The sequence below is a fragment of the Micromonospora sp. HM134 genome (assembly GCF_007833915.1).
GTDB lineage: Bacteria > Actinomycetota > Actinomycetes > Mycobacteriales > Micromonosporaceae > Micromonospora > Micromonospora wenchangensis.
On sequence record NZ_CP041061.1, the window covers coordinates 7,486,058 to 7,511,700 of the forward strand.

The 25,643-nt window shown below is 73.9% G+C and carries 21 protein-coding genes and 1 pseudogene; 14 read left to right on the forward strand and 8 right to left on the reverse strand.

Features of this window, described 5'->3' with window-relative positions:
• Positions 1-55: 55 nt before the first annotated feature.
• Complete coding sequence (locus FJK98_RS32665; protein WP_145922430.1) at positions 56-862, forward strand: helix-turn-helix transcriptional regulator; 807 nt, start codon at positions 56-58, stop codon at positions 860-862.
• On the forward strand, positions 849-1,040 hold the full coding sequence (locus tag FJK98_RS32670; protein ID WP_145922431.1) for a DUF397 domain-containing protein: 192 nt from the start codon (positions 849-851) through the stop codon (positions 1,038-1,040). The genes FJK98_RS32665 and FJK98_RS32670 overlap by 14 nt, the downstream gene beginning before the upstream one ends.
• Positions 1,041-1,330: 290 nt before the next feature.
• On the opposite strand, the gene FJK98_RS32675 is transcribed toward FJK98_RS32670, so the two are convergent.
• The gene (locus FJK98_RS32675) at positions 1,331-2,377 is read right to left on the reverse strand and encodes a DUF4192 domain-containing protein (RefSeq protein WP_145922432.1); all 1,047 of its coding nucleotides are present in this window, start codon (positions 2,375-2,377) and stop codon (positions 1,331-1,333) included.
• A gap of 153 nt (positions 2,378-2,530) precedes the next feature.
• Here FJK98_RS32675 and FJK98_RS32680 point away from each other — a divergent pair, with 153 nt between their 5' ends.
• The 5 genes from FJK98_RS32680 to FJK98_RS32700 all read left to right on the forward strand — a co-directional run bounded on the left by FJK98_RS32680 (position 2,531) and on the right by FJK98_RS32700 (position 9,283).
• On the forward strand, positions 2,531-3,445 hold the full coding sequence (locus FJK98_RS32680) for a fructosamine kinase family protein (protein ID WP_145922433.1): 915 nt from the start codon (positions 2,531-2,533) through the stop codon (positions 3,443-3,445).
• Positions 3,442-4,455 (forward strand): GTP 3',8-cyclase MoaA, encoded by a 1,014-nt coding sequence (gene moaA, locus FJK98_RS32685; protein WP_145922434.1) that lies wholly within the window; start codon positions 3,442-3,444, stop codon positions 4,453-4,455. The genes FJK98_RS32680 and moaA overlap by 4 nt, the downstream gene beginning before the upstream one ends.
• Position 4,456: 1 nt before the next feature.
• Positions 4,457-4,702 (forward strand): MoaD/ThiS family protein, encoded by a 246-nt coding sequence (locus FJK98_RS32690; RefSeq protein WP_088643614.1) that lies wholly within the window; start codon positions 4,457-4,459, stop codon positions 4,700-4,702.
• Positions 4,703-4,714: 12 nt separating this feature from the next.
• A complete protein-coding gene (locus FJK98_RS32695; protein ID WP_145922435.1) occupies positions 4,715-5,962 on the forward strand; it encodes a metallophosphoesterase in 1,248 nt (415 codons plus the stop codon).
• A gap of 126 nt (positions 5,963-6,088) precedes the next feature.
• The gene (locus FJK98_RS32700) at positions 6,089-9,283 is read left to right on the forward strand and encodes a UvrD-helicase domain-containing protein (protein WP_145922436.1); all 3,195 of its coding nucleotides are present in this window, start codon (positions 6,089-6,091) and stop codon (positions 9,281-9,283) included.
• Between the two features lie 109 nt (positions 9,284-9,392).
• Here FJK98_RS32700 and FJK98_RS32705 read toward each other — a convergent pair whose 3' ends face one another.
• Both FJK98_RS32705 and FJK98_RS32710 read right to left on the reverse strand, forming a co-directional pair.
• Complete coding sequence (locus FJK98_RS32705) at positions 9,393-10,088, reverse strand: A24 family peptidase (RefSeq protein ID WP_145922437.1); 696 nt, start codon at positions 10,086-10,088, stop codon at positions 9,393-9,395.
• A gap of 133 nt (positions 10,089-10,221) precedes the next feature.
• Complete coding sequence (locus FJK98_RS32710; protein ID WP_205789332.1) at positions 10,222-11,196, reverse strand: EamA family transporter; 975 nt, start codon at positions 11,194-11,196, stop codon at positions 10,222-10,224.
• A gap of 76 nt (positions 11,197-11,272) precedes the next feature.
• Between FJK98_RS32710 and FJK98_RS32715 the strand changes: the two genes are divergently transcribed.
• The 3 genes from FJK98_RS32715 (at position 11,273) to FJK98_RS32725 (ending at position 15,350) form a co-directional block, all read left to right on the forward strand.
• Complete coding sequence (locus tag FJK98_RS32715; protein ID WP_145922438.1) at positions 11,273-11,944, forward strand: hypothetical protein; 672 nt, start codon at positions 11,273-11,275, stop codon at positions 11,942-11,944.
• A gap of 1,572 nt (positions 11,945-13,516) precedes the next feature.
• Complete coding sequence (locus tag FJK98_RS34920; protein ID WP_370517102.1) at positions 13,517-13,969, forward strand: hypothetical protein; 453 nt, start codon at positions 13,517-13,519, stop codon at positions 13,967-13,969.
• Between the two features lie 136 nt (positions 13,970-14,105).
• Positions 14,106-15,350, forward strand: coding sequence for an ATP-binding protein (locus FJK98_RS32725; RefSeq protein WP_145922439.1), 1,245 nt, complete (start codon positions 14,106-14,108; stop codon positions 15,348-15,350).
• Between the two features lie 10 nt (positions 15,351-15,360).
• Here the strand turns inward: FJK98_RS32725 and FJK98_RS32730 are convergent, their stop codons facing one another.
• Complete coding sequence (locus FJK98_RS32730; protein WP_145922440.1) at positions 15,361-15,906, reverse strand: GNAT family N-acetyltransferase; 546 nt, start codon at positions 15,904-15,906, stop codon at positions 15,361-15,363.
• A 202-nt stretch (positions 15,907-16,108) separates the two neighbouring features.
• Here FJK98_RS32730 and FJK98_RS32735 point away from each other — a divergent pair, with 202 nt between their 5' ends.
• Together FJK98_RS32735 and FJK98_RS32740 are read left to right on the forward strand one after the other, a co-directional pair.
• The gene (locus FJK98_RS32735) at positions 16,109-16,654 is read left to right on the forward strand and encodes a DoxX family protein (protein WP_145922441.1); all 546 of its coding nucleotides are present in this window, start codon (positions 16,109-16,111) and stop codon (positions 16,652-16,654) included.
• Positions 16,655-16,858: 204 nt separating this feature from the next.
• On the forward strand, positions 16,859-18,301 hold the full coding sequence (locus tag FJK98_RS32740) for a glycosyltransferase 87 family protein (RefSeq protein ID WP_145922442.1): 1,443 nt from the start codon (positions 16,859-16,861) through the stop codon (positions 18,299-18,301).
• A 98-nt stretch (positions 18,302-18,399) separates the two neighbouring features.
• Here FJK98_RS32740 and FJK98_RS32745 read toward each other — a convergent pair whose 3' ends face one another.
• From FJK98_RS32745 to moaC, 4 genes are all read right to left on the reverse strand, one after another.
• Entirely contained in the window at positions 18,400-18,831 is a 432-nt protein-coding gene (locus FJK98_RS32745; RefSeq protein WP_240763105.1) for a molybdenum cofactor biosynthesis protein MoaE, read from the reverse strand.
• On the reverse strand, positions 18,828-20,087 hold the full coding sequence (locus FJK98_RS32750) for a molybdopterin molybdotransferase MoeA (protein WP_145922443.1): 1,260 nt from the start codon (positions 20,085-20,087) through the stop codon (positions 18,828-18,830). The genes FJK98_RS32745 and FJK98_RS32750 overlap by 4 nt, the downstream gene beginning before the upstream one ends.
• Positions 20,088-20,165: 78 nt before the next feature.
• The gene (locus tag FJK98_RS32755; protein ID WP_145922444.1) at positions 20,166-20,636 is read right to left on the reverse strand and encodes a molybdenum cofactor biosynthesis protein B; all 471 of its coding nucleotides are present in this window, start codon (positions 20,634-20,636) and stop codon (positions 20,166-20,168) included.
• The gene (gene moaC, locus FJK98_RS32760; RefSeq protein WP_145922445.1) at positions 20,633-21,124 is read right to left on the reverse strand and encodes a cyclic pyranopterin monophosphate synthase MoaC; all 492 of its coding nucleotides are present in this window, start codon (positions 21,122-21,124) and stop codon (positions 20,633-20,635) included. Before moaC ends, FJK98_RS32755 begins: the two co-directional genes overlap by 4 nt.
• Before the next feature lie 669 nt (positions 21,125-21,793).
• Between moaC and FJK98_RS32765 the strand changes: the two genes are divergently transcribed.
• Both FJK98_RS32765 and FJK98_RS32770 read left to right on the forward strand, forming a co-directional pair.
• Entirely contained in the window at positions 21,794-24,340 is a 2,547-nt protein-coding gene (locus FJK98_RS32765; RefSeq protein ID WP_240762518.1) for a bifunctional diguanylate cyclase/phosphodiesterase, read from the forward strand.
• Positions 24,337-25,632, forward strand: a pseudogene (locus FJK98_RS32770) (glycosyltransferase family 87 protein); the annotation flags it as partial. The gene FJK98_RS32765 and the pseudogene FJK98_RS32770, both read left to right, overlap by 4 nt.
• Positions 25,633-25,643 lie beyond the last annotated feature (11 nt).

A 25,643-nucleotide genomic window follows, 5' to 3' on the forward strand; every position in this document is an offset into this window, starting at 1 on the left:
AACCGCCGACGAGGTGGCGACATGAATAGTCGATCTTCAGATTGGGGCGCCGTGCATGACTGACGTACCAGATCCGCTCGCCGATTTCGTCGTTGCCGAGATCCGCCGTGCCCGGGGGGCCGCCGGGATGACGCAGGAGACGTTCGGGCGGGGTGCCGGATTCAGCGCGTCGCACGTCAGTGCCGTCGAGGGTGGCACCCGGGCGCTGACCCTGGATTTCATCAAGGGAGCTGATCGGGCGCTCAGCACCGGCGGGCTCTTCGAGCGGCTGGTGAGCAAGCTCGGCACACCGTCGTGGTTCCTGCCGTGGCTCGACGCCGAACGCAACGCGACCCAACTCAGGTATTTCGAGCCGAACCTGATTCCCGGCCTACTACAAACCGAGGCCTACGCCCGCGCGGTGCTTCGAACCGTCGACAGCCTCACCGACGATGAGGTGGAACAGCGGGTGTCGGCACGAATCGACCGACAGAGAATTCTGACCGGCGCGCATCCCCCGCAATTGGTTGCAGTGCTCGACGAGAGGGCGGTGCGCCTCGCCGGAGAGGGCTTCGGTGTCGTCATGGGTCAGCAGATCACGCAACTCATCGCCAGGGCGGAGCTGCCGCATGTTCATGTGCACGTCATCCCGGTAGTCACCGGGCTGCATGTCGGGCTGTCTGGACCATTCGCCCTGGCGCGCTCCGGCGGTGGAGTGTGGGTCGGGCACCTTGAGAACCAGCTTGGCGGCGTTGTGGTCGACAAGGATGATGAGTTGGCTACGCTCCAAGCGCGGTGGGAGAACGTCCGGAACGAGGCCCTTCCGCGTCGGCAGTCAATCGATCTGTTGAAGGAAGTTGAGAGCCAACATGGACCTCAGTAACGCCACGTGGCGGAAGTCCACCCGCAGCGGCGCGAGCGGCGGGAACTGTGTCGAGGTTGCCGACAATCTTCCCGGCGCGGTCGCCGTGCGGGACTCCAAGGACCCGGACGGGCCGGCCCTGACGTTCATCCCGACCTCATGGCGCACGTTCGTCGCCGGGCTGGCCGCTCGCGCCTGACCGACCTGCTCGGTGAAATGCCTGCCCCGAGGTCCGGGGCAGGCATTTCACGTCAGGGAGCGACCCGGCATTCCATCGCTGACGTGCCCGACCCGGCCGATGGAGAGCATGGGCGGCTATCACTCCGGCCAGGTGCCGACCGTGTCCGCCCCGACACCATGCCACTGACAGCCGTATGCCTGTCAGGCATGAATATGACTGCCAGGAATACTTCTCTCCGAGACCACATAGCCCCGACCATCCTCACCGACAGTGACCCTGCAGCCGCCCGCATCAGCGGGGGCGGCGGGTCAGCGGGGGCGGCGGGGCCGGCGACGACGGCGGCGCAGCACCTCCGGCTCGGTCACGGCCGGCCACCCGTCCAGGTCGGACGGCGGAACACCGCGCCTCAGCAGATCGTCGAGGAGCCGGGCGAGGGTGTAGTCGGGGCGGATGGCCAGCGCCCGCTCCAGGGCCACGGCGGCGAGCGCGCCCTGGCCGGCCCGCCAGGCGGCGAAGGCGAGCAGGCAGGCGGGGGCGGGCACCAACTCCTCTTCGCTGCGGCGCAACACCTCGCTCCACAGGGCGATGTCCTTCTCCCGGCCGTCGGTGCGTTCCCACGCGTGGTCGCGTACCGGCAGGTGGGTCAGGAGCAGGGTCAGCCAGGCCACCTCGTCGTCGGTGAGCCGGTCGCCGCGCCGGTGCCGGCGTTGCGCCTGGCGTACCGCCGTGGTGCCGGCCCGGCGGATCGCCCGTTCGCCGAACTCGTCGCTGGCGGGGGCCGCTTCCAGCAGTGCCAGCAGGCGGCGTTCGGCCCGGTCACCAGCCTGGCGCAGGGCGACCCGGTCGACGCCCCCGGCGGGGGCGACCTGCGCGGCGAGTGCCGCCCGGTCGGGGAGCGCCACCTGACCGGCGTAGACCGCGGCGGCGGCGACCTGGCTGGCATCCGGGTCGTACGGGGTGCCGTCGGGTGGGCAGCAGTCCGGCGCTTCGCAGAGGTAGGACCAGTAGCGGCGACCGGTCACCCGCAGCGCGTCGAGCACGGGCAGGCCGAGGTCGGCCAGCGCCGACCGGACGGCGTCCACCGCCGGGGTGACCCGTTCGGGCGGGCCGAACCCGATGACGGTGGTGGATTCGGCGTCCTGCCGGCCGATCACGTCGCCGAGGTGTCGCGCCGGCAGGGCCGGGTCGGTGCCCGGTCCGGGCAGGTCGGCACGGGCGGCGAAGATGATCCGCCGGCCCCGCATCGCCACCACCACGATGCTGTCGACGGGGTGGAAGCCGATCAGGTACGGCACGGCGGTGATCAGGTCGGCGGGCGAGCGGACGGTGAGCCGGGGGCGGTCGGTCGCGTTCATGTCCGGCAGCGTGCGGCGGGTGGGCACAGCGCCGACAGGCCCTGTGGACGACACACGGGTTATCCACAGATACGGAGAGTATTTGCACAGGTCACCGCGATTCCGGAGGTTATGCGGCCCACCGGGGTCGGTCCGAGCGGCTACCTTGCGCTCATGGACCTGGCGTACCTGCGGGCGCACCCGGAGCACCTGCCCACCTTCCTGACCCACCAGCGCATCCGGGAGACCCCGGTGGCGGGCGGGGACAGCTGCGTGGCCTCCCGGTTGACCCTGGACGACGGCCACTCGGTCTTCACCAAGACCTGGCCGGAGCGCGCCGGTCGACCCGTACCGGCGGGCTTCTTCGACACCGAGGCCGCCGGGCTGCGCTGGCTGCGGGAGGCCGGCGGGGTGGCCGTACCCGAGGTGGTGGTGGCGCTGCCGGAGCTGCTGGCGCTCGACTGGGTCGACCCCGGCGAGCCGACGCCCGAGGCGGCCGAGCGGTTCGGCCGGGAGCTGGCCGGCACGCACCGGGCCGGCGCCGACCGGTTCGGGGCGGCGTGGCCCGGGTTCATCGGCACCCTCGCGCAGGACAACACCCCCGACGACGGGCCGTGGCCGGACTGGTTCGCCCGGCGACGCCTCCTGCCGTACCTGCGGATGTCGGTCGACGGCGGCGCGCTCGACGGCCCGGACGCCGCGCTTGTCGAGCAGGTGGTGGCGCGGATCGGCGAGTTCGGCGGCGACGAGCCGCCGGCCCGGCTGCACGGCGACCTGTGGCCGGGCAACCTGCTCTGGGGTGCGGACGAGCGGGTGTGGCTGGTCGACCCGGCGGCGCACGGCGGGCACCGGGAGACGGACCTGGCCCAGCTGGCGCTGTTCGGTGGCCCGCCGCACCACGACCGGATCATGGCCGGCTACCGGGAGGCGTGGCCGCTGGCCGACGGGTGGCGGGAACGGGTGCCGCTGCACCAACTGCACCTGCTGCTCGTGCACACCGCGTTGTTCGGCGGGGCGTACCGCGATGCGGTCGTCGGTGCCGCCCGAGCGGCGCTGCGGGGCGTCGGCCGCGCTACGGTCGACGGGTGACCGCCGCCCCGACGACCGCCGGCGTCCTCGTCGACCGGTACGGCCGGATCGCCCGGGACCTGCGCGTGTCGCTGACCGACAAGTGCAACCTGCGCTGCACCTACTGCATGCCGGCCGAGGGGCTGCCCTGGCTGGCCGGGCCGCAACTGCTCACCGACGAGGAGATCGTGCGGCTGGTGCGGGTCGCGGTGCAGCGGCTCGGGGTGACCGAGGTGCGGTTCACCGGGGGAGAGCCGCTGATCCGGCCGGGGCTGGTCGGCATCGTCGCCGCCGTGGCCGCGCTCACCCCCCGCCCCCGGATCTCGCTGACCACCAACGGCCTCGGGCTCGACCGGCTCGCCCCGGCGCTGCGCGACGCCGGACTGGACCGGGTGAACGTGTCGCTGGACACCCTGGACGCGGCCCGGTTCGCCACGCTGACCCGCCGGGACCGGCTCGGCGACGTGCTCGCCGGGCTGGCCGGGGCCGCCGCCGCCGGGCTCGCCCCGGTGAAGGTCAACGCGGTGCTGATGCGCGGGGTCAACGACGACGAGGCACCGGCGTTGCTGCGGTTCGCCCTCGACCACGGCTACGAGCTGCGGTTCATCGAGCAGATGCCGTTGGACGCCCAGCACGGCTGGGACCGGGCCACGATGGTCACCGCCGACGAGATCCTCACGTCGCTGGCCGCCGAGTTCGCCCTCACCCCCGACCCGGCGCACCGGGGCGCCGCCCCGGCCGAGACCTGGCTGGTCGGCGGCGGCCCGGCCCGGGTCGGCGTGATCGGCACGGTGACCCGGCCGTTCTGCGGCGACTGCGACCGGACCCGGCTCACCGCCGACGGCCAGATCCGCAACTGCCTGTTCGCCACGGAGGAGTCCGACCTGCGCGGCGCGTTGCGGGCCGGCGTGGACGACGCCGAGATCGCCCGGCGCTGGCAGGCCGCCACGGTGGTCAAACGGGCCGGGCACGGCATCGACGACCCGACCTTCCTGCAACCCGTCCGGCCCATGTCGGCGATCGGAGGCTGAGGTGGACCTCACCGTCCGGTACTTCGCCGGGGCGCGGGCCGCCGCCGGCCGCAGCGAGGAGACCGCATCCGCCGGCCGCCCGCTGGACGAACTGCTCGGTGAACTCGCCCACCGGCACGGCCCCCGGCTGGCCGCGGTGCTCCAGGTGGCGAGTTTCCTGGTCGACGGGGTGGCCTGCCATGATCGTCAGACACCGTTGCCGGCCGGGGCCACGATCGACGTGCTGCCTCCCTTCGCGGGCGGCTGAGGAAGGGCTGCCGTGTTGGCGATTCTGGGGTTCGTGGGCACACTCGCCCTGATCACCGGCCTGATCCACTTCTACCTGTGGAAGCGGCTGGTCAAGGACACCACCGGGCCGGGCCGGTGGCGGCGGGTCGGCACGGTCGTCGCGCTGGTGCTGGCGGTGCTCGTCCCCGCGACGATGGCCGGCACCCAGATCGCCGGGGCGTTCTGGCTGGCCTGGCCCGGTTACCTCTGGCTCGCGGTGATGTTCTATCTGCTGATCGTGCTGCTGGTGCTGGAAGTGCCGATGGTGGTGACCCGGCTGGTGCTGCGTCGCCGCAGCGCCGCCGCCGAGGCGACCACGGCCGCCCCGGAACCGGCGCTGGTCGGTGCGGCCGGCAGCGCCGACCCGCCGGCCGCCGAGGCGGTGGACCGCCCCGACCACGACGAGTCCCGCCGGTTGCTGCTCGCCCGGGGGGCCGCCATCTTCGCCGGGCTCACCGCCGCCGGCATCACCGGGTACGGGGTCCGCACCGCGCTGGGCCCCCCGCAGCTCGACCGGGTACGCATCCCGCTGGCGAAACTCCCCCGCAGCATGGACGGCCTGCGCATCGCCACCGTCTCGGACATCCACCTCGGCCCGTTGCGCGGTCGGGCGCACACCGAGCGGATCGTCGCGATGATCAACCGACTGGACGCCGACCTGGTCGCGGTCGTCGGTGACCTGGTCGACGGGTCCGTCGCCGCGTTGGGCGAGGCCGCCGAGCCGCTGCGTGACCTGCGGTCCCGGTACGGCAGCTTCTTCGTCACCGGCAACCACGAGTACTACTCCGGCGTCGAGGAGTGGGTGGCCGAGGTCGACCGGCTCGGCCTGCGGGTGCTCCAGAACGAGCGGCAGGAGATCCGGGCCCGGGGCGGGGTGCTGGACCTGGCCGGGATCAACGACGTCACCGCCGACGGCACCGGCGTCGCCGGCCCCGCCGACTTCACCGCCGCGCTCGGCGGCCGGGACGTCAACCGCCCCGTGGTGCTGCTCGCCCACCAGCCGGTCGCCGCGCACGAGGCGGCGAAGTTCGGCGTCGACCTGCAACTCTCCGGACACACCCACGGTGGACAGTTGGCCCCGTTCAACCTGGCCGTCAAGCTCCAGCAACCGGTGGTCTCCGGCCTCGGCGAGGTCGACGGCACCAAGGTCTACGTCACGAACGGGGCCGGTTTCTGGGGTCCCCCGGTCCGGGTCGGCGCACCGCCGCAGGTGACCCTGGTGGAGCTGCGTGCCCCGTGACCTGCCCGGACGAGCCGGGGTCGCGCACATAGCGCGTCCGGCCGGTGGAGTCCAGCACCGGATTGCTCAGGTCACGCGTACGCGTGGCGGCAGGCGGGTAGTGGACCAGCCGTGACAGGATGCGGCGTGCCTCCGTTCAACGCCGCTCCCCCTGGTGGCGTCCCCCCGTTCGTCGCGGACCTGCACATCCACTCGAAGTACTCCCGCGCGTGCAGCCGCGATCTCACCCTGCCCAACCTCGGTTGGTGGGCCCGACGCAAGGGCATCGGGGTGCTCGGCACCGGGGACTTCACCCATCCCGCCTGGTACGACCACCTGCGGGAAACCCTGCAACCGGCCGAGCCCGGCCTGTACCGGCTCGGCCCGGAGGCCGAGGCGGACATCGCCCGGCGGCTGCCACCCCGGCTGGCCGACGCGGCGGAGGCCGACCCGGTCCGGTTCATGCTCAGCGTGGAGATCTCCACCATCTACAAGCGGGACGACCGGACCCGCAAGGTGCACCACCTGATCTACCTGCCCGACCTGGACGCGGTGGCCCGGTTCAACACCGCGCTGGGCCGGATCGGCAACCTCGGCTCGGACGGCCGGCCGATCCTCGGCCTGGACTCCCGGGACCTGCTGGAGATCACCCTCGACGCCAGCGAAGACGGCTACCTGGTGCCGGCGCACATCTGGACGCCGTGGTTCTCCGCGCTCGGCTCGAAATCCGGCTTCGACGCGATCGCCGACTGCTACGCCGACCTCGCCGAGCACGTCTTCGCGGTGGAGACCGGGCTCTCCTCCGACCCGGCGATGAACTGGCGGGTCGGCAGCCTGGACCGCTACCGGCTGGTGTCCAACTCCGACGCGCACTCCCCGCCGGCCCTGGCCCGGGAGGCCACCGTCTTCTCGTCGGCCCGCGACTACTTCGCCATCCGGGACGCGCTGCGTACCGGGGACGGGCTGGCCGGGACGATCGAGTTCTTCCCCGAGGAGGGCAAGTACCACGCCGACGGGCACCGGCTCTGCGGCGTGAACTGGGCACCGGAGCGGACCCGGGCGGCCGGCGGGCGCTGCCCTGAGTGCGGCAAGCCGTTGACCGTGGGGGTGCTCAGCCGGGTCGAGGAGCTGGCCGACCGGCCCGAGGGGCACCGTCCGGAGCACGCCCGCGAGGTGACCCACCTGGTGCCGTTGGCCGAGATCCTCGGTGAGATCAACAAGGTGGGCCCCCGGTCCAAGAAGGTCGAGGGGAAACTCAACGAGCTGGTCGCGGCGCTCGGCCCGGAGTTGGAGATCCTGACCCGTACCCCGGTCGACGAGATCGGCCGGGTCGGCGGGGAGTTGCTCGCCGAGGGCATCGGCCGGCTGCGGCGGGGCGACGTGCGCCGGGTGCCCGGCTACGACGGCGAGTACGGCGTGATCACCCTCTTCGACCCGGCCGAGCTGGGCGGGGCCGCCGGATCGGGGCAGGAGACGCTGTTCGACGTACCGGTGCCGGCGCAGCGCAGGCCGACGGAGCCGGCGGCGAAACCGAAGGCCAAGCGCCCGGCGGTGGCGAAGGCCGAACCGAAGCCGAAGCCCGCGCCGACCCCGCCGCCACCACCGATCGCCCCGACGCCGTCGCCGCACGAACCGTTCGAGCCGATGCTCGCCGGGATGGAGGAGGTCGGCACCGGGCTGCTGGACCGGTTGGACGCGATGCAGCGGGTGGCCGCCTCCGCGCCGGGCGGCCCGCTGCTGATCGTGGCCGGGCCGGGCACCGGCAAGACCCGGACCCTGACCCACCGGATCGCCTACCTCTGCGCCGAGCTGAACGTCTTCCCCGAGCAGTGCCTGGCGATCACCTTCACCCGGCGGGCCGCCGAGGAGCTGCGGCACCGGCTCGACGGGCTGCTCGGCCCGGTCGCCGAGGACGTCACCGTCGGCACCTTCCACTCGCTCGGGCTGAGCATCCTGCGGGAGAACGTCGCCGCAGCCGGGCTGCCGGAGGGTTTCCGGATCGCCGACGACGCCGAACGTGCCGCCGCGCGGACGGAGGCCGGCGACGACCCGGCCCGCTACACGGCGCTGCTGCGCAAGCAGGACCTGGTCGACCTGGACGAGCTGCTGACCCTGCCGGTCGCACTGCTCAAGGGCGACAGGAAGCTGGTCCGCGACTACCGGGAACGCTGGCGGTGGATCTTCGTCGACGAGTACCAGGACGTCGACCCCGTCCAGTACGACCTGCTGCGGCTGCTCAGCCCCGCCGACGGCAACATCTGCGCGATCGGCGACCCGGACCAGGCGATCTACTCGTTCCGGGGGGCCGACGTCGGCTACTTCCTGCGTTTCTCCGAGGACTTCACCGACGCCCGGCTGGTCAGGCTCAACCGCAACTACCGCTCGTCCGCGCCGATCCTGGCCGCCGCCGTCCAGGCCATCGCGCCGTCGTCGCTGGTCCGGGGCCGCCGGCTCGACCCGGCCCGGCTCGACCCGGAGGCCCCGCTGGTCGGCCGCTACCCGGCGGCGTCCGTCGCCGACGAGGCCGACTTCGTGGTACGCACCGTCGACGACCTGGTCGGCGGCCTCTCCCACCGGTCGTTGGACTCCGGACGCATCGACGGCCGGGCCACCAGCCTGTCCTTCTCCGACATCGCGGTGCTCTACCGCACCGACGCCCAGGCCGCCCCGATCGTGGACGCGCTGGCCAGGGCCAACATCCCGGTGCAGAAGCGGTCCCACGACCGGCTCCGGGACCGGCCCGGCGTCCTGGCGATCGCCCGGGAACTGCGGCACGCCGACGGCCTCGCCGGTGGGCTGCCCGCCCGGGTCCGGGCCGCCGGGCAGGTGCTCGCCGAACGGTTCGCCGCCCCCACCCTGGACGCCGCCGGCACCGTACGCCCCGAGGACGTGCGGACCGCCGTCGACCTGCTCACCCCGCTGGCCCGGCGCTGCGGCGTCGACCTGGAACTCTTCCTCTCCCAGCTCGCCACCGGCGCCGAGGTCGACGCGTTGGACCCGCGCGCCGAGGCGGTCACCCTGCTCACCCTGCACGCCGCGAAGGGGCTGGAGTTCCCGGCGGTCTTCCTGGTCGGCGTCGAGGACGGCCTGCTGCCGCTGCGCTGGCCCGGCTCCACACCGGACGACGACGCGATCGCCGAGGAACGGCGGCTGTTCTTCGTCGGGTTGACCCGCGCCCAGGACCGCCTCTACGTCAGCCACGCCGCCCGCCGGGTCCGGCACGGAACGGAACGCGACTGCCGGCCGTCGCCGTTCCTCGACGTCGTCGACCCGGGCCTGTTCGAACGGTTCGGCGAGGCCGAGCCACGCCGCCCCAAGGACCGTCAACTCCGCCTGATCTGACGCCCCTCGATCGACTCATGGGGGTCGGAGTAGCGGTATCCCGGCCGACCTGACACCGCTCGATGCGCGACATAGCTGTCCGCCCCCGGCGGCCGGGCGCGGTGCGCGGTCAGGCGAGGAGGGCGGCGAGCCAGGCGCCGGTGAGCAGGGCCGGGCCGAACGGTAGGGCGGTGTCCCGGCGTACCCGGCCGGCGGCCAGCAGCGCCAGCACCAGCACCCCGTTGAGCAGGTGCGGCAGCAGCAGGCCGAGCCAGAGGGCGGGCCAGCCCAGCCAGCCCAACGGCAGGCCGAGCACCGCCGCCAGTTTCACGTCACCGAAGCCGAGCCGGGACCGGGGCAGCAACGCCAGCACCACGTACAGGAGGAAGGAGAGCGCGGCACCGACCAGGGCGAGCGCCAGACGGCCGGGAGTGCCGGCGGCGACGGCGGCCACGGTCAAGGCGGTGCCGCCGCCGAGCGCCGCCGCACCCACCAGCGGGTCGGGCAGGCGGAGGCTGGCCAGATCCACCACCGCCAGCACCACCCCCACCGCCGCCACCAGCAGGAACGCCGGCAGCGCCGGCTCCGGGCCACGCGCGGCGGCCAACCCGCCGCAGACCACCGCCCCCACCACGACCGGAGGCGTGCCATGTCCGGCCGACCGGGCATCCGGTTCCCTGGCCGGTGGGGGAACGGCGTTCCCGGGCGGCGACGGTCGCGGGGTCGCGGGCGGTGGGAATGCGCGGGCGATGCGGGGTGCGGCAAGGCCGGCCAGCACACCGAGCGTCGCCGCTGCGGTCACCAGGCCGACCGACGTCCCGGTCATCGTGGCTCCGGGCGGCCGGCCGCCGGGCAACGTGCGCCCGCGTGGGCACCACGGTCAGCCGTGCGCTTACGTGCGGGCGGCGGGCCGGGCCGCGCGCTCGGGGTCGGCGGGCCGAGGGGCACGGCCGTCGACGTTACTGGCGGGACGGCTCCGGGACCGCCCCGTCGACGGCCGGCCGGCGCGGCCGTTCGGTGGTCACCACCAGCGCCACCCCTGCCACGATCACCGCGCCGCCGAGCAGCACCTGGCCGGTCACCGGCTCGGCGACCAGCAACGCGCCGAGCGCCACCGCCACCACCGGATTGACGTACGCGTAGGTGGCCGCCAGCGAGATGGGGGCGTTCGCCAGCAACCAGACGTACGCGGTGAAGGCCACCAGCGACCCGGCCACCAACAGGTACGCCAGCGCGAGCCAGGACCGGGCGGTCACCTGGGCCGGCGAGAACCCGCGCAGCTCACCCCGGGCCAGCGACAACACGGACAGGGCCACCGCCCCGGCGACCATCTCGTAGACGGTGGCGACGAACGGATCGGCGGGCATCCGCAGCCGGTTGGACAGGAACGACCCCACCGACCAGCAGACCGCCCCCGCGACCACGGTCAACGCCCCCACCAGCGGCACCGCACCGGACCCGCCCCGGGGGAGCACCAGCAGCACCAGCCCGAGGAAGCCCAGCGTCACCCCGGCGAACGTCCACCCCGGCGGGCGGTCCCCGGTGACCGTCCGCAACAGCACCACCAGCAGCGGGACGGTGGCGACCAGCAGCGCGGCGATCCCCGACGGCACCGCCACCCCGGCCGGACCGGACTCGGCGAGCACCACCAGACCGTTGCCCCCGGCCAGGAGCAGCACCCCGACCAGCGCGGCGGAACCGAGCTGCCGGCGGTCGACCCGCAGCGCGCCCCTGCCCCGCCGCAGCCGCAGCACGACCGCCAGCACCAGCGCGGCACCGCCGAAGCGGGCGGCGGCCGACCCGAGTGGCGGCATCGACTCCACCACGACCCGGATACCGAGGTACGTGGAACCCCACAGCACGTAGACGAGGATCAGTGCGGTCCAGATCAGGGCTGGTCGGGCGGGTGTCGCGGCCGAGGGAGATGAGGTCATCGCAGGACCACGCTACGGTGACCACGTCGGTGGCGTCCTTCGGATGGCCGGCATCTCGGCACGCGGGAGGACGGGCATGGCGAACTACGGACCACCGGGGGGTTCCCCGGAACCGTGGGGTGGGCGACGCCCGGACGACCGCTGGAGCCAGCCCGCCCCGGAGCAGCCCCCGACCGTGCCGTCCCAGCCGTCCGGCTACCCGTCGTCGTACGACCCGTCGTACCGGCAGCCGGAGCCGTACGGGCCAATGGACCCGTACGCGGTCAGCGGGCCGGCGGCGTACCCGGATGCCCCGACGCCGGGGCGCGGCCGTGGTCCGCTGGTCGCGGTGCTGGTCGTGCTCGCGGTGCTGGTCGTCGGCGGTGGCCTCCTGTGGTACCTGCTGGCCGACGACGACGGACCGCCGTCCACGACCGAGGCCGTCCTGCCGACGACGCCTGTCGAGCCGGACGGGGCGACCTCCGGTCCGGCAGCCACCACGCCCGCCCCCGCCTCGTCAGCCGACCCCCGGTTCGTCAAGGCGGGCCAGTGCGTCCGCAACGAGGGCCCGGCCGGCGGCAAGCCCAAGCTGCTGATCACCGGATGCGCTCCGAAGACGTACGAGGTGCTCCGCCGTTTCGACGGGGCGACCAGTGGTGAAAGGGACGCCGAGGCGAAGTGCGGCGTGGTGGAGGGCTACACCAACTGGTACTTCTTCGACAGCGAGCTGGACACCCTCGACTTCGTCCTCTGCCTGAAGCAGCGCTGAGCCCACCCCTGGGGAGAGAGATTGTCAACCTTCGGCCCACCCGACTCCGGCCGTCCCGACAAGGAACACCGGCCCACGGCCTCCGAGTCCGAGCCACCCACCGAGCCCCTCGGCTCCGAGCCGCCCACCGCGCCGATCTCCCCGGAACCCGCGACGGAACCCATCGGCCGGTCCGAGCCGGAACCACCGACCGCCCCGATCTCCCCGGAACCCGCGACGGAGCCGATCGGCCGGTCCGAGCCGGAGCCGCCGACCGCACCCCTCGCGCAGTCCGGCTCCGAGCCTGCGACCGGGGGAGTCCCGTCCGACGCGGACACGCCGACGGCGTCGATCCCGGCGGAGCCGGACGAGTCGCCGACGGCTCCCTTCGCCCGCGACCAGGACGAGGCACCCACCGCGCCGACCACCCCGGTCCCGTCGACCGCCGACGAGACGCCGACCGCTCCGATCTCGTCGCCTCCCCCGCACCCGGCCGACGAACCGCCGACCGCACCCATCGCGGCCGACCCCGACCACCAGCCGACCACGGTTCTGTCTGCCGGGCCGGCCGGGCAGGTCCCGACCGGCCAGGACGACGAGCCCACCGCTGTGTCGGCCGGACCGCTCGCCGGTCCGGCCGAACCCGACACCGCACCCGCCGAGGCGGCGACCGAGCCGATCCGGGCGCACGACCCGGAGCCGCCGACGGCACCGATGTCGGCGACCCCGCCGGAGCCACCGACCACGCCGATCTCCGCCGCAACGCCGGAACCGCCGACCGCACCGATCTCCGGCACCGCACCGGAGCCACCGACCGCCCCGATCTGGGCCGGTACGGACGACGCACCGACCACGGCGCTGCGCAGCGAGCCGCCGACCGCCCCCGTGACCGGTGATGCGGCGACCGCCCCGATCGCCACGTCACCGGAACCGCCGACCACCCGACTGCCGGTGTCGGGAGCCGGGCAGCCGGCCCCGCCCCCACCGGCCGGTGGCTACTCTCCGACCACGCAGATGCCCGCGCCGACCGGCGGGTACTCCCCGACCACGCAGATGCCGGCAGCGGAGGCCCCCCAGCCACCACCCTCGTCGGGAGCGGGGTACCCGCCACCGCCGACGTCAGGGGCGGGCTACCCGCCACCGACCTCGGGGGCCGGTTACCCGCCACCGCCCACGTCGGGGGCGGGCTACCCGCCGCCGGACACCTACCTGCCGCCGACCGGTCAGCCGGCGGCGTCGTCGGGGGCCGGCTACCCGCCGCCGGGGCCGTTCCCGCCCGCCGGGCCGACGGCCGCACCGGCGGCGGGCGCGTTCAACGCACCGGCGTCGCCCCCACCGACCGGTTACTCCGGCCAGGCCGCGCCACCACCACCGTCCTCCGGGTTCCCCGGAGCAGCCGCGCCCACGTCCGGCTACCCCGGCCAGTCGACGCCACCACCGTCCTCCGGGTTCCCCGGAGCAGCCGCACCGGCGGCCGGTTATCCCGGTCAGGCCGCGCCCGGCTACCCGGGACAGCAGCCGCCGCCGGGCTTCCCGGGGCAGCCCGGACCCGGGTATCCGACCCCGCCACCGGCGAAGGGGCGGGGCGGTCGGATCGCGCTGATCGTCGGGCTCGTGGTGGTCCTGCTGCTCTGCCCGTGTCTCGGGGTGGGCGGCTGGTTCCTCCTGGCCTCGGATGACGGCGACGGCCCGGCACCCTCGACGAGCATCTCCGCCGCCCCCACCGGGGACGGGCCGACGGAGAGCACCCCGACGAGCGCGCCGGAGCCGACCGGGGAACCGACGACGGCCGAGCCGACCCCCACGCCGACCAGGGCGGATCAGATCGTCCGGGGCGACTGCGTGGTCAACGACGGTACGGCCAGCGACGCCGAACTGCGCAAGGTGCCGTGCGGCCCGAACACGTACGAGGTGCTGTTGCGGATTCCGGCGTCCACGAACGGGGAGCGGTGCCGGTCGCTGGCGCCGGAGTCGAACGCCAACTACGTGCACGACAACTCGGTGGACATCTTCGACTACGTGCTCTGCCTGCGCAAACGGAGCTGAACAGGAAAGTATGGGGCTGTCTAGCATTCACGCTAGACAGCCCCATATTCCGGTCGAGGGCGGGTCGGCGACACGCCGGTAGCCCTGTCTACGCATCTCTAGTCCGCAGGCTAGAACGCCCGATACTGTGCGATGCGTGGATCCGGTCCGCAACCCGTACGCCCCGGGCGCCGGTCAGCGCCCGCCCGAACTCGCCGGGCGGGGGCGGGAGCTGGACGTCTTCGACGTGGTGCTGGAACGGATCGCCCGGGGTCGCCCCGAACGCAGCCTGATGCTCACCGGCCTGCGCGGCGTCGGCAAGACGGTCCTGCTCAACACCCTGCGTTCGCAGGCGATCAACCAGCTCTGGGGCACCGGCAAGATCGAGGCCCGGCCGGACCAGTCGCTGCGCCGGCCGATCGCCGCCGCCCTGCACATGGCGGTCCGGGAACTGGCCCCCCGGCACCGCGCACCGGACCGGATCGACGCCTTCCTCGGCGTACTCAAGGCGTTCGCGCAGCGCAGCGCACCGACCACCGGGCGGGCCGGTGCGGCCCCCAGGTTGCGCGACCGGTGGCAGCCCGGCATCGACGTGCCGGCCAGCAGCGGTCGGGCCGACTCCGGCGACATCGAGATCGACCTGGTGGAGCTGCTCACCGACGCGGCGGCGGTCGCCGGGGACGTGGGCACCGGCATCGCCGTCTTCATCGACGAGATGCAGGATCTCGGCGCGGAGGACATCTCGGCGCTCTGCGCCGCCTGCCACGAGCTGTCCCAGCTCGGCGCGCCGCTGATCGTGGTGGGCGCGGGCCTGCCACACCTGCCGGCGGTGCTCAGCGCCGCCAAGTCGTACTCGGAGCGGCTGTTCCGCTACCTGCGGATCGACCGGCTGGACCGGATCGCCGCCGACCGGGCACTGTGCGCGCCGGCCGAGCGGGAGCAGGTCGAGTACGAGCAGAAGGCCCTCGACCTGCTCTACGAGTCGTCCGGCGGCTACCCGTACTTCGTCCAGGCGTACGGGAAGGCGACCTGGGACCACGCACCCCGCTCCCCGATCACCGACGCGGACGTCCGGGTCGCCGCCCCGGAGGCGGAGGCGGAGCTGGCGGTGGGTTTCTTCGGTTCCCGGTTCGAGCGGGCCACCCCGGCCGAACGCGAGTACATGCGGGCGATGGCGACCCTGTCCCAGGTGGCGGGCGAGGCCGACGGCGGCGGTCGGGACGACATGGACGCGGCGGTGCCGACCGCCGAGATCGCCCGCGCGTTGGGCCGCAAGCCGGCGAGCCTCTCCCCGGCCCGGGACGCGCTGATCAAGAAGGGGCTGATCTACTCCGGGGAACGCGGCACGGTCGCCTTCACCGTTCCGCACTTCGGCCGCTACCTGCGCACCCAGCCGGCCTGATCCGCCGGGGTCAGACCCGGGACCAGGGGGGCGGGAAGACCACCTCGCCGCGCGGTGGCGGCGGCGCGTGGCTGACCTCCGGCGGCAGGACGAGCGCCTGCCACGGCTCCCCCAGCCCCGACCAGGGGCTGACCAGTCCCATCCGGTCGGCCCGGGTGAAGCCGAACCGCCGGTAGTACGCCGGGTCGCCGAGCACCACCACCAGCCGTTCGCCCAGCTCGGTGGCGGCTTCCAACGCGGCCTGCACCACCGCCGTGCCGTGCCCGACCCGTTGCCGGTGCGGGGCCACCGCCACCGGCCCGAGCACCAGCGCCGGAACCCGGACCCGGTCGGCCTCGACCTGCACCCGGGTGAGCAGCGCGTACCCGACCACCTCGCCGCCGTACTCGGCGACCATCGCCAGTTCCGGCAGCCATGCCGCGCTGCCGCGCAACTCGTCGACGAGCGCGACCTCACCGGGGGTGGTGCGGTCGGGGCGGGCGAAGGCGGCGGCCAGCACCCGGCGGACCGGGCCGGCGTCGGCCGGGCCCTCGGGACGCAGCCGAAGGGTCGTCACCCGCGCGACGTTACCGGTCGGAGCCCGTCCATCAGCGACGGTCGCTTCGTTCGGCGTGGCGCACCGCCTCCGGCCGCCGGTACGCGTGACCGTCCCGCGACGTGACGGACGACGACGCACCGATGCGGACCGTCGACACGCGGACCACTGCGGATCGGCCATTGCCCGGATAGTGGGGCGTCAAACGGGGTATGACTGAGCCATGAAACCCGTGCGCTCCCTCGCCCGTGTCATGTTGAGCGGCATTTTCGTGGTCAGCGGCGCCCGCAACTTTCAGCACCCCCACCGGCTCGTCCCGGCGGCGAAGCCGGTCACCGACCGGGTCACGCCGCTGATCCAGCAGGTCGCCCCGCAGCTCCCCACCGACACCGAGACGTTGATCCGGGCCAACGCCGCCGTGCAGTTCACCGCCGGCCTGATGTTGGCCACCGGGAAGTTCACCCGCCCGGCCGCGCTGCTCCTGGCCGGCACGCTGGTGCCCACCACCGCCGCCGGTCACCCCTTCTGGAGCAACGACGATCCGGCGACCCGGAACAACAACCAGGTGCACTTCCTGAAGAACCTCGGCCTCTTCGGCGGTCTGCTGCTCGCCGCCGCCGACACCGAGGGCAGGCCGGGTCTGCGCTGGCGGGCCGGTCACCGCATCGGCCACTCCCGACGTTCGGTGGGTCGCGCGGTGCGTACGGCCCGGCGGGAGGCCCGGATCGCCGTCCGGTCGGCCGCCGCCGCCCGCCGGTTACCTGGCTGACCTGCATCTATTCGGCCATCACCCCCCGCAAGGCCGCGAATTACCTGAACCACCCGACAGCCGTTAACGCGGTGGAAATGTCAAAAACTGGTGTGGGATCGGACACGGTCGCATAACGCGGGAGGCAGCAACGTGAGGCACCGTTCTAGGCTCCGTACCGGACCTGGACGGGTAGGACGACCTTGGTACGGGGGTGGCCACGCCATGCCGACAACCGTCGGTAGACGTGCGGACCGCCTCGCCCCAGTCCGTCGCGCAACGCGTGGGATCGATCGTAGGACAGTCGTACGGACCGGCATCGTGGCCGCCGTCGCCTATGCCGCATGGCTCGCCATCGGTGCTTTCGGGCGGCCGTACAACTTCTTCGACATGAAGATCTACCACGGCGCGGTGGTGTGGTGGGCGAGCGGGCACGAGTTGTACGAGTTCATCGCGCCCACCACCACGCTGGGCTTCACCTACCCGCCCTTCGCCGCGCTGGCCATGCTGCCGATGGCGGGGCTACCGATCGAGGTGGCCGGGTGGATCAACGCGGCCGGCAGCATCGCCGCCCTCGCGGTGGTCCTCGCCGCGCTGCTGCGTCCGATCGTCGACCGGCTCGGCTGGCCGCTCTGGTTCACCGTGGCCATCGCCACGCCGATGGCCACGGCCATCGAACCGGTCCGGGAAACCCTGGGGTACGGCCAGGTCAACCTGCTCCTGTTCGCGTTGATCATGGCGGACCTGGTGGGCCTGCGCTGGCGTTCCCGGCGGGGCACCCACGGGCGCGACACCGACGGCCCGTTCCTGCGGCTGCTCTACAGCGGCTCCTGGGCGGGTGTCGGCATCGGCCTGGCCACCGCCGTCAAGCTCACCCCGGCGCTGTTCATCGCCTACCTGCTGATCACCCGGCAGTGGCGGGTCGCCGCCACCGCCGTCGGCACCACCATCGGCGTCACCCTGGGCAGCTTCGCGCTGGTCGGCACCGAGTCGCGCGCCTACTTCGGCGGGGTGCTGTGGCAGACCGAACGGGTCGGGGCCGCCGACATGACGCCCAACCAGTCGCTGGCCGGCCTGCTGGCCCGGCTGTACGACTCGATCGAGACGCCCGGCCTGCTCTGGCTGGCGTTCTCGGTGCTGATCCTGGCCGTCGGGCTGTCCCGGGCCGCCAACGCCCGCGCCGACGGCGACGAGTTGACCGCGTTCACCCTGGTCGGGCTGACCGCCAACGTGATCAGCCCGATCTCCTGGTCGCACCACCTGGTCTGGGTCATCCCGGCGATCGTCGTACTCGCCGACGCCGCCGTCCGCCGCCGTGAGGCGAGCCGGGGATTGTCGCTGCGTAGCGGCCAGCAGGCGTTCGGCGGGCCGCCCGGGGTGAACGGGCTGCGCCCGCCGATCTGGTACCCGACGCTGACCGGGCTGCGGCACGGGGTGGCGGCGCTCGGGTTGTACCTGCTCTTCCTGATCTCACCGATCTGGCCGTACGAGCACAAGCTCCCCGAGGTGTCGCACTACCAGGACGGCCTGTTCGGCGCGCTGATGGAGAACTCGCTCGCGCTGGCGCTGATCGTGCTGGTCGCCGCCCTGCCGTGGCGGCCCGGCGCCGAGCCCGCCTTCTACGCCGACCGGCTGGCCCGCGCCACCGCCACCGCCGGCCGCCGCTGACCCGTTCCGGCCCACCGGGACACGGGGGCAGCGGCCGGCCGCCGTCGCCCCTGGTCCACCCGTGTGCCGGGGCGGGGCTCCGACGTGACCGCAGCCGGTCAGGGGCAGTTGACCCATTCCTCGGTGCCGTCGGCGAAGACCTGCCGCTTCCAGATCGGCAGTCGCGCCTTCACCTCGTCGACCAGCCTCGCACAGGCCGCGAAGGCCGCCGCCCGGTGTGCCGTGCTCACCGCCGCCACCAGCGCCACGTCACCGATGTCGAGCCGGCCGATCCGGTGCGACACCGCCACCGCGTAGACGTCGGGGTCTGCGGCGATCTCGGCGGCCACCGCGCGCAGCGTCTCGACGGCGCTCGGGTGGCCCTCGTACTCCAGCAGGGTCACCGGTCGGCCGTGGTCGTGGTCGCGGACCACGCCCTGGAAGGAGACCACCGCGCCGGCCCGGCGGTCGGCCACCGCCGCCTCGTGCGCGGCCAGGTCCAGCGGCTCGTCGGTGACCGCGAGCAGGGCCGTCGTCGGGCCGGTCGTCACCACGTGCGCTCCCCGGGCAGCAGCGGCAGCGGGACGACCGGCACCCGGGCCCCGACCTCGCCGGAGGTGCCCGGCCGGATCACCGCGAACCCGTCCGCGCCGGCCAGCCCGCGCAGCATCGCCGACCCGACGTGCCGGACCGGGTGGGCGGTGCCGGCGGCCCGGTCCAGCCGGACCAGCGCCAGGTGGGTGTGGTCCCCCCGACCGGGCACCGGCTCGGCGAGGGTGGCCTGTGGCAGCGCCGGCAGCGCCCGGCCCTGGAGCCCGGCGAGCAGCGGCGCGACCAGCGACACCAGGGCGACGATCGCGGACTGCGGGTTGCCCGGCAGCCCGGCCACGAACCGCACCCGCCCGTCGGCGTCGACCAGCCGGGCCAGCAGCATCGGGAAGCCGGGCCGCACGGCGACCGTGTTCACCACGTGGTCGGCCCCGAGCGCCTCCAACGCGGGGTGCAGGTGGTCGACCGGGCCGTGCATGGTGCCGCCGGTGGTGCAGACCAGGTCGGCCCCGGCGAGCGCCCCGCGCAGGGCGGCCACATGGGCGGGGAGGGTGTCCGCCACCGGGCCGACCACGTCGGAGGGCCGGACCTGGCAGCCGTAGCGCCGCAACCAGGACGGCACCGCCGGGCCGAGCGCGTCGCGGACCCGGCCCGACCCGGGCGGCCCGGCGGTGAGCAGCTCGTCGCCGAAGACCAGCAGCGCGGCGCGCGGTTGGCGGCGCACCGTGAGCTGGTCGTGCCCGCAGGAGGCGGCCAGCCCGATCAGCGCCGGATCGACCGGGGTGCCCGCCGGCAGCAGTTCCTCACCGGCCACCGCCTCCTCGCCCGGCTCCCGCCACTCCGGGTGGGCCCGGGGCGTGCCGGTCACCCGCCCGTCCGGGGTACGCCCCGAGTCCTCGATGCGCAGGATGGCGGTCGTCCCGGTGGGGACCATCGCGCCGGTGGCGATCTCGACGGTGGTGCCGTCGGCGGTCAGCCCGGCCGGGGTCTGCCCGGCGAGCACCCGTCCCACGACGTCCCACGGGCCGGCCCCGCGCACCGCCCAGCCGTCGACGCTGGAGGTGGGGAAGGCGGGCAGGTCGGTCCGGGTGGTCAGCGGCTCGGCCAGGGTGTACCCGTCGGCGTCGGCCAACGACCGGCTGACCGGGGGCAGGGCGGCGGCGAGGCCGACCGCGTACACCCGGGAGCGGGCCTCCTCCCACCCGGCCGGTGGCGGCGCGGCGACCTGGGCCGCGGTGGCGGCGGTTTCCGTGCTCACCGGGGGCCTCCGTTCGGACGGGACGCGGCGCTCCGCGTACACCCCCGCGAGCCTAGCGCCGCCGCGCCGACCGTGCGGTCAGTGGTCGCCGCCGCGCAACTGGTCGACCGCGTGGCCGAGGATCGGGCCGAGCACGGCCAGCCCGTCCTTCGCGCCGCCCCGCGAGCCGGGCAGGTTGACCACGAGCATCCGGCCCAGCACACCGGCGAGCCCCCGGGACAGCGCCGCGGTGGGGACCCGGTCCCGGCTGTACGCGCGGATCGCCTCGGCGATGCCGGGGATCTCGTGGTCGAGCAGCGCCCGGGTCACCTCCGGGGTCCGGTCGGTGGGGTTGATGCCGGTGCCGCCGCTGGTCAGCACCACGTCGATCCCGTCGGCACGGGCGGCGCGCAGGGCCTCGCCGACCGGTTCGCCGTCGGGCACCACCACCGGCTCGTCGACCTGGCAGCCCAGCTCGCGCAGGCCGGCGACGAGCAGCGGGCCGCTGGTGTCGGCGTACACCCCGGCGGCGGCCCGGTTGGACGCCACGACGACCCGGGCCCGGATCACGGCCGGTCCTGCGGGCGGACCCACTCGCCGGTCTTGCCGCCGGTCTTGCGCAGCACCCGGACGGCGTCCACGGCGGCGGCCGGGTCGACCGCCTTGACCATGTCGACCAGGGCCAGCCCGGCGACGGCGACGGCGGTCAGCGCCTCCATCTCCACCCCCGTCCGGTCGGCGGTGCGGGCGGTGGCGGTGATCTCCACGGTGTCGTCGGTGAGTCGCAGGTCGACGGTGACGCCGTGCAGGGCGATCGGGTGGCAGAGCGGGATCAGGTCGGGGGTGCGTTTGGCGCCCATGATGCCGGCGATCCGGCCGACGGCCAGCGCGTCGCCCTTGGGCAGGCCGTCGCGGCGCAGCAGCTCCACCACCTCGGCGGTGGTGCGCAGCCGCCCGGCGGCCACGGCGACCCGGCCGGACACCGGCTTGGCGGAGACGTCGACCATGCGGGCCGCGCCCGCGGCGTCGACGTGGCTGAGCTGCGCGGGATCGGTCACGTCCGCGAGCCTAGCGGTGCGCGCCCACCGGAGCGTACGTCCGGTGCGCGACGACGACCGGGAACAGGAACGCCGAGCGCGTGGGGACGATTCGTGATCGGTAGTTCATCGTCGATTTCATCGGTCGCCACTAATAGGTTCTCGCGTCGACGACAGAGCGGGAAACACCATCGCGCGCGAGATCGTCACGCCCGAGAAACCCTACGTCGCGTCGTGACCGCGAATCGCCACCGGGCCACTTCGACGACGTTGGCACCACCGCGTCGACCCGACTACGCTGCGTTCCGCAATGGGGTGATCTGTCGCACTCGCACAGCCGGTCACCTCGACGTAACGGCAGACGGCACCTCTCGTCCGATGTCGCGAAGCCGCCGTCTGCACCATTATCTAGCGTTAACGAGAACCGTCGGGAGCGCTCAGCACTCCGTTTCCCCATGGAAACGGAAAGTCACCAAGACGCACTCAATTCTCATCTATCGCTCATAGTTACATTTATACCTCCAAAATCGGCCTAACCGCACTTAGGCTGTCCCCTGTCAGATCCCGACCGCAAGGGTCGGCGACAACGATCAGGGGAGGGCGAACGCGATGTCCGCACACGAGTGGCTCTGAACGATTGTGGTGGCGGCGTGACCCCACGTAGCCTTGGCCTCTGCTCAGCGACACGGAGTGGTTGTCGAGGACACGGTGGCGCGACCGGACGAAGGCAAGACGGAGGCCGAGCGGCAGCTGACGCTGCACGTCGGCCTCGTCTGCGTGGTGGCCACCGCAGCGGCGGTCGTCGCCCTCTACCAACTGGTCCACCTCGACCTCACCGGCGGCGACCTCACCCGGTCCGTCGCGCTGGCCTTCATGGCCGCGCTCGGCGTCCGGATCAACTGGCAGATCCGCATCCGGGCCACCGTCCACGCGGTCTCCTGGAGCGAGACGGCGATCGTCCTCGGGCTGGCCGTCGCACCGGCGCCCCTGGTCGTCCTGACCACCGGGACCGGCGTCGCGATCGCCCTGCTGTCCATGAAGCGCGCACCGTTGAAGACCGCCTTCGGCATCGCCAAGAGCATGCTGCTGGCGGCCGGCGGCGGCGTCGCCCTGCACACCCTCGGCTGGTCACCGCAGGACACCGACCTGCCGAAGGCCATCGGCATGATCGGGCTCGCCTACGTCGTCGCCGTGGTCCTCGACGAGTTGCTCACCCTGCCGGTCATCGCGATGGCCACCGGCACCCCGCTGCCCCGGCTCTTCTCCGACGACCTCGGCCTACGCCTGACCAGCGCGCTGGCCCGGTTCGTCCTGATCGCCGTCACCCTGGCCATCCTCCAGGCCGACCCCCGGCTCCTGCTCGCCGTGCCACCGCTGGTGCTCAGCCTGCACCTGCTCTACTCCAACCAGGTCAAGTCCCGCACCGAGCAGCAGGCCTGGCAGCGGCTGGCCCGCACCACCGACGCGCTCAACGTGGTCGACCTGGACAAGGTCCTCACCACCGCCGTCACCCAGGCCACCGAACTCTTCTCCGCCGACGAGGTCGAGATCGAGTTGCGCGACGCCGGCCGCACCGTCCGGGGCGCGAGCGGCACGATCACCTACGACGGCCCGTCCGGCACCCCGAGCGAGATCGAGGGCACCGTCCTGCCCGCCCGCCTCGAAGGCCACGACCGCACCGTCGACGTCGGCATCCTGCGGCTGCGGTTCCGTGGGCCGGTCCGGCTCAGCGAACGCGAGCAGTACACCCTGCGCACCTTCGCCTCCGCGCTGTGCACGGCCGTCCGCAACGCCCAGGCGTACGCCGAACTCGCCCGGGTCGCCGACGAACACGCCCACGCCGCCAGCCACGACGCGCTCACCGGCCTGGCCAACCGCCGGCAACTGCTCGACCGGGGCACCGAACAGCTCGGCACCCGGCACGCCGAGGGGGTGACCGCCCTCGTCCTGATCGACCTCAACCACTTCAAGGAGGTCAACGACACCCTCGGCCACGCCGCCGGTGACCAGGTGCTGATGCAGGTCGCCGACCGGCTGCGCGCCGCCGCCCGCGACGAGGACCTGGTCGCCCGCCTCGGCGGCGACGAATTCGCCGTGCTGATGCGCAACCTGCCCGCCCCCGCCATCGCCGCCCACCGGGCCGAAACCCTGCTCGGCGCCCTGCACGAACCGATCGACGTGGACGGCATGCGGATCAGCGTGGAGGCCAGCGGTGGCATCGCCGCGGCCCCCGCCACCGGCGGCATGCCCGAACTGCTACGCCGCGCCGACGTCGCCATGTACCAGGCCAAGCGGGCCGGCCAACGGATCGCCACGTACGCCCCCACCCGGGACACCGCCGACCTGCGCCGGCTCACCCTCGGCGGTGAGCTGCCCCGCGCGGTGGCCGACCACGAGTTCACCGTCAACTTCCAGCCCATCGTCGACCTGGGCACCGGTGAGGTGACCGGGGCCGAGGCGCTGGCCCGCTGGCACCACCCCCGGCACGGGGTGATCGACCCGCTGCGTTTCATCGAGGCGGTGGAACGCTCCGGCATGCTCCCCGCGTTCGCCGAGGCCATCCTCGACCAGGCGCTCGTTGCCGCCGTCAGCTGGCGGACCGCCGGCTTCGACCTGCCGGTCTCGGTCAACGTCTCACCCCGCAGCCTGCTCGACGCCCGGTTCCCCGGCGCGGTGCTGGCCCGGCTCCAGGCCCACGACTTCCCCCCGGACCGGCTCGTCCTGGAGCTGACCGAGACGCTCACCCTCAGCCAGCTCGACGTGGTCGACCGGGTGCTCAACCGGCTGCGCGACTCCGGCATCCGGCTCGCCCTGGACGACTTCGGCACCGGCTACTCATCGCTCTCCCTGCTCTCCCGCATCCCCGTGCACGAGCTGAAGATCGACCGCAGCTTCGTCACCGCGATGGAGAGTTCGGCCGAGGCGGCGGCCGTCATCCGCTCCACCCTCGACCTCGGCCGCAGCCTCGACCTGGCCGTCGTCGCCGAGGGCGTGGAGAGCGAACCGCAGCGCCGGGCCCTGTGGTCGCTCGGCTGCGCCGCCGGCCAGGGACACCTGTTCGCCCGCCCGCTGCCGGCCGGCGCGCTCCTCGCCGCACTGCAACGCGGCTCCGGTGGCCGCCCCGGCAGTCTCGCCACCCCGCTGCACGACACCGGCGCGGTCATCCGACTCAGCACCCCCGGCCGCCGCCAGCCCGCCCGGAACCGTTCGACGGGTCTGCCACACTTGCCGGCGTGACCGCCGCCGACCGTGCCGCCCGCCGCTGCCGGGCCGTCGACACCGCCGCCGGTGGACTCGCCCTCGATCTCGGCCTCTACCTGCTCTCCGCGATCTTCGCCGCCGTCACCGCCGTCACCTCCACCCTGCCGCCGCACCGGGCCTGGGGCGGCATCGCCGCCGTCGGCTACCTCGCCGCGACGGTCCTGGTCGCCGCCCAGTTCCTCCTCCGCCGCCACCGTCCCCGGCTGGCCGGCACCACCGCCCGCGCGGTGGTCACCGGCCTCGCCTGGGCCGGCACCGCCCTGCTCCCGCTGATCGTGCAGGCCGGGCAACGGGCCGCCGGGCGCACCGACCGGGCCCAGGAGGAGGTGGTGGTGGTCGAGCAGGCCGGCATCCGGCTCGCCGAGCACGGCACCCCCTACCTCGGGTCGGACGCCATCGCCGCGTTGCCCGCCGACGAACGGCTGCTCGGCTACACCCCCTACCAGCCGGGGATGGCGTTGTTCGGGCTGCCCCGGGCCGCCGCCGACACCTGGTGGACCGACTCCCGCGTCTGGTTCGCGCTGGTCACCGCCGCAGCCCTGGCGTGGGCCGTGATGGTGCTGCGCCGTTCCGCCCCGACCACCGGCGGAGCACCCGGGGCGCCGGCGGTGCTACGCGGCGTGCAGGCGGCCACCGTCCTGCCGATCTGCGCCCTCACCCTCGCCACCGGCGGCGACGATCTGCCCGTACTCGCGCTCTGCCTGCTGGCGCTGGCGTTCGCCGCCACCGGTCGCCCCGGTAGCGCGGGGCTGGCCGTCGGGCTGGCCGGCGCGTTGAAACTGTTCGCCTGGCCGGTCGCGCTGGTCCTGATCTTCTGGGGGGCGACCCGACGGGCCGGGCTGCGGGTGGCGGCCGGCGCGCTCGGGCTACCCGCCCTCGCCCTGCTCCCCGCCCTGCTGGTCGACCGGGACGCGCTGGTGGAGAACGTGCTCCGCTTCCCGCTCGGCCACGGCCAGGTCACCAGCCCCGCCCAGTCCCCGTTCCCCGGTCACCTGATCGCCACCGCCCTGCCCGGCGGCCGGGTCGTCGCCGCCACGCTGCTCGCCGCCGTCGGCGGCGCGATCACCGTCCGGCTCGTCCGCCGCCCGCCCCGCACCGCCGCCGCCACCGCACTGATCTGCGGGTACGGCCTGCTCGCCGCGATCCTGCTGATGCCGAACACCCGCTTCGGCTACCTGCTCTACCCGATCGCCCTGCTGGTCTGGGCCTCCGCCCTCGCCACCCGCCCGGCACCGGTTCCGCCGACTTCCCGCCGCACCCCGCCCGGACGGCGTAGACC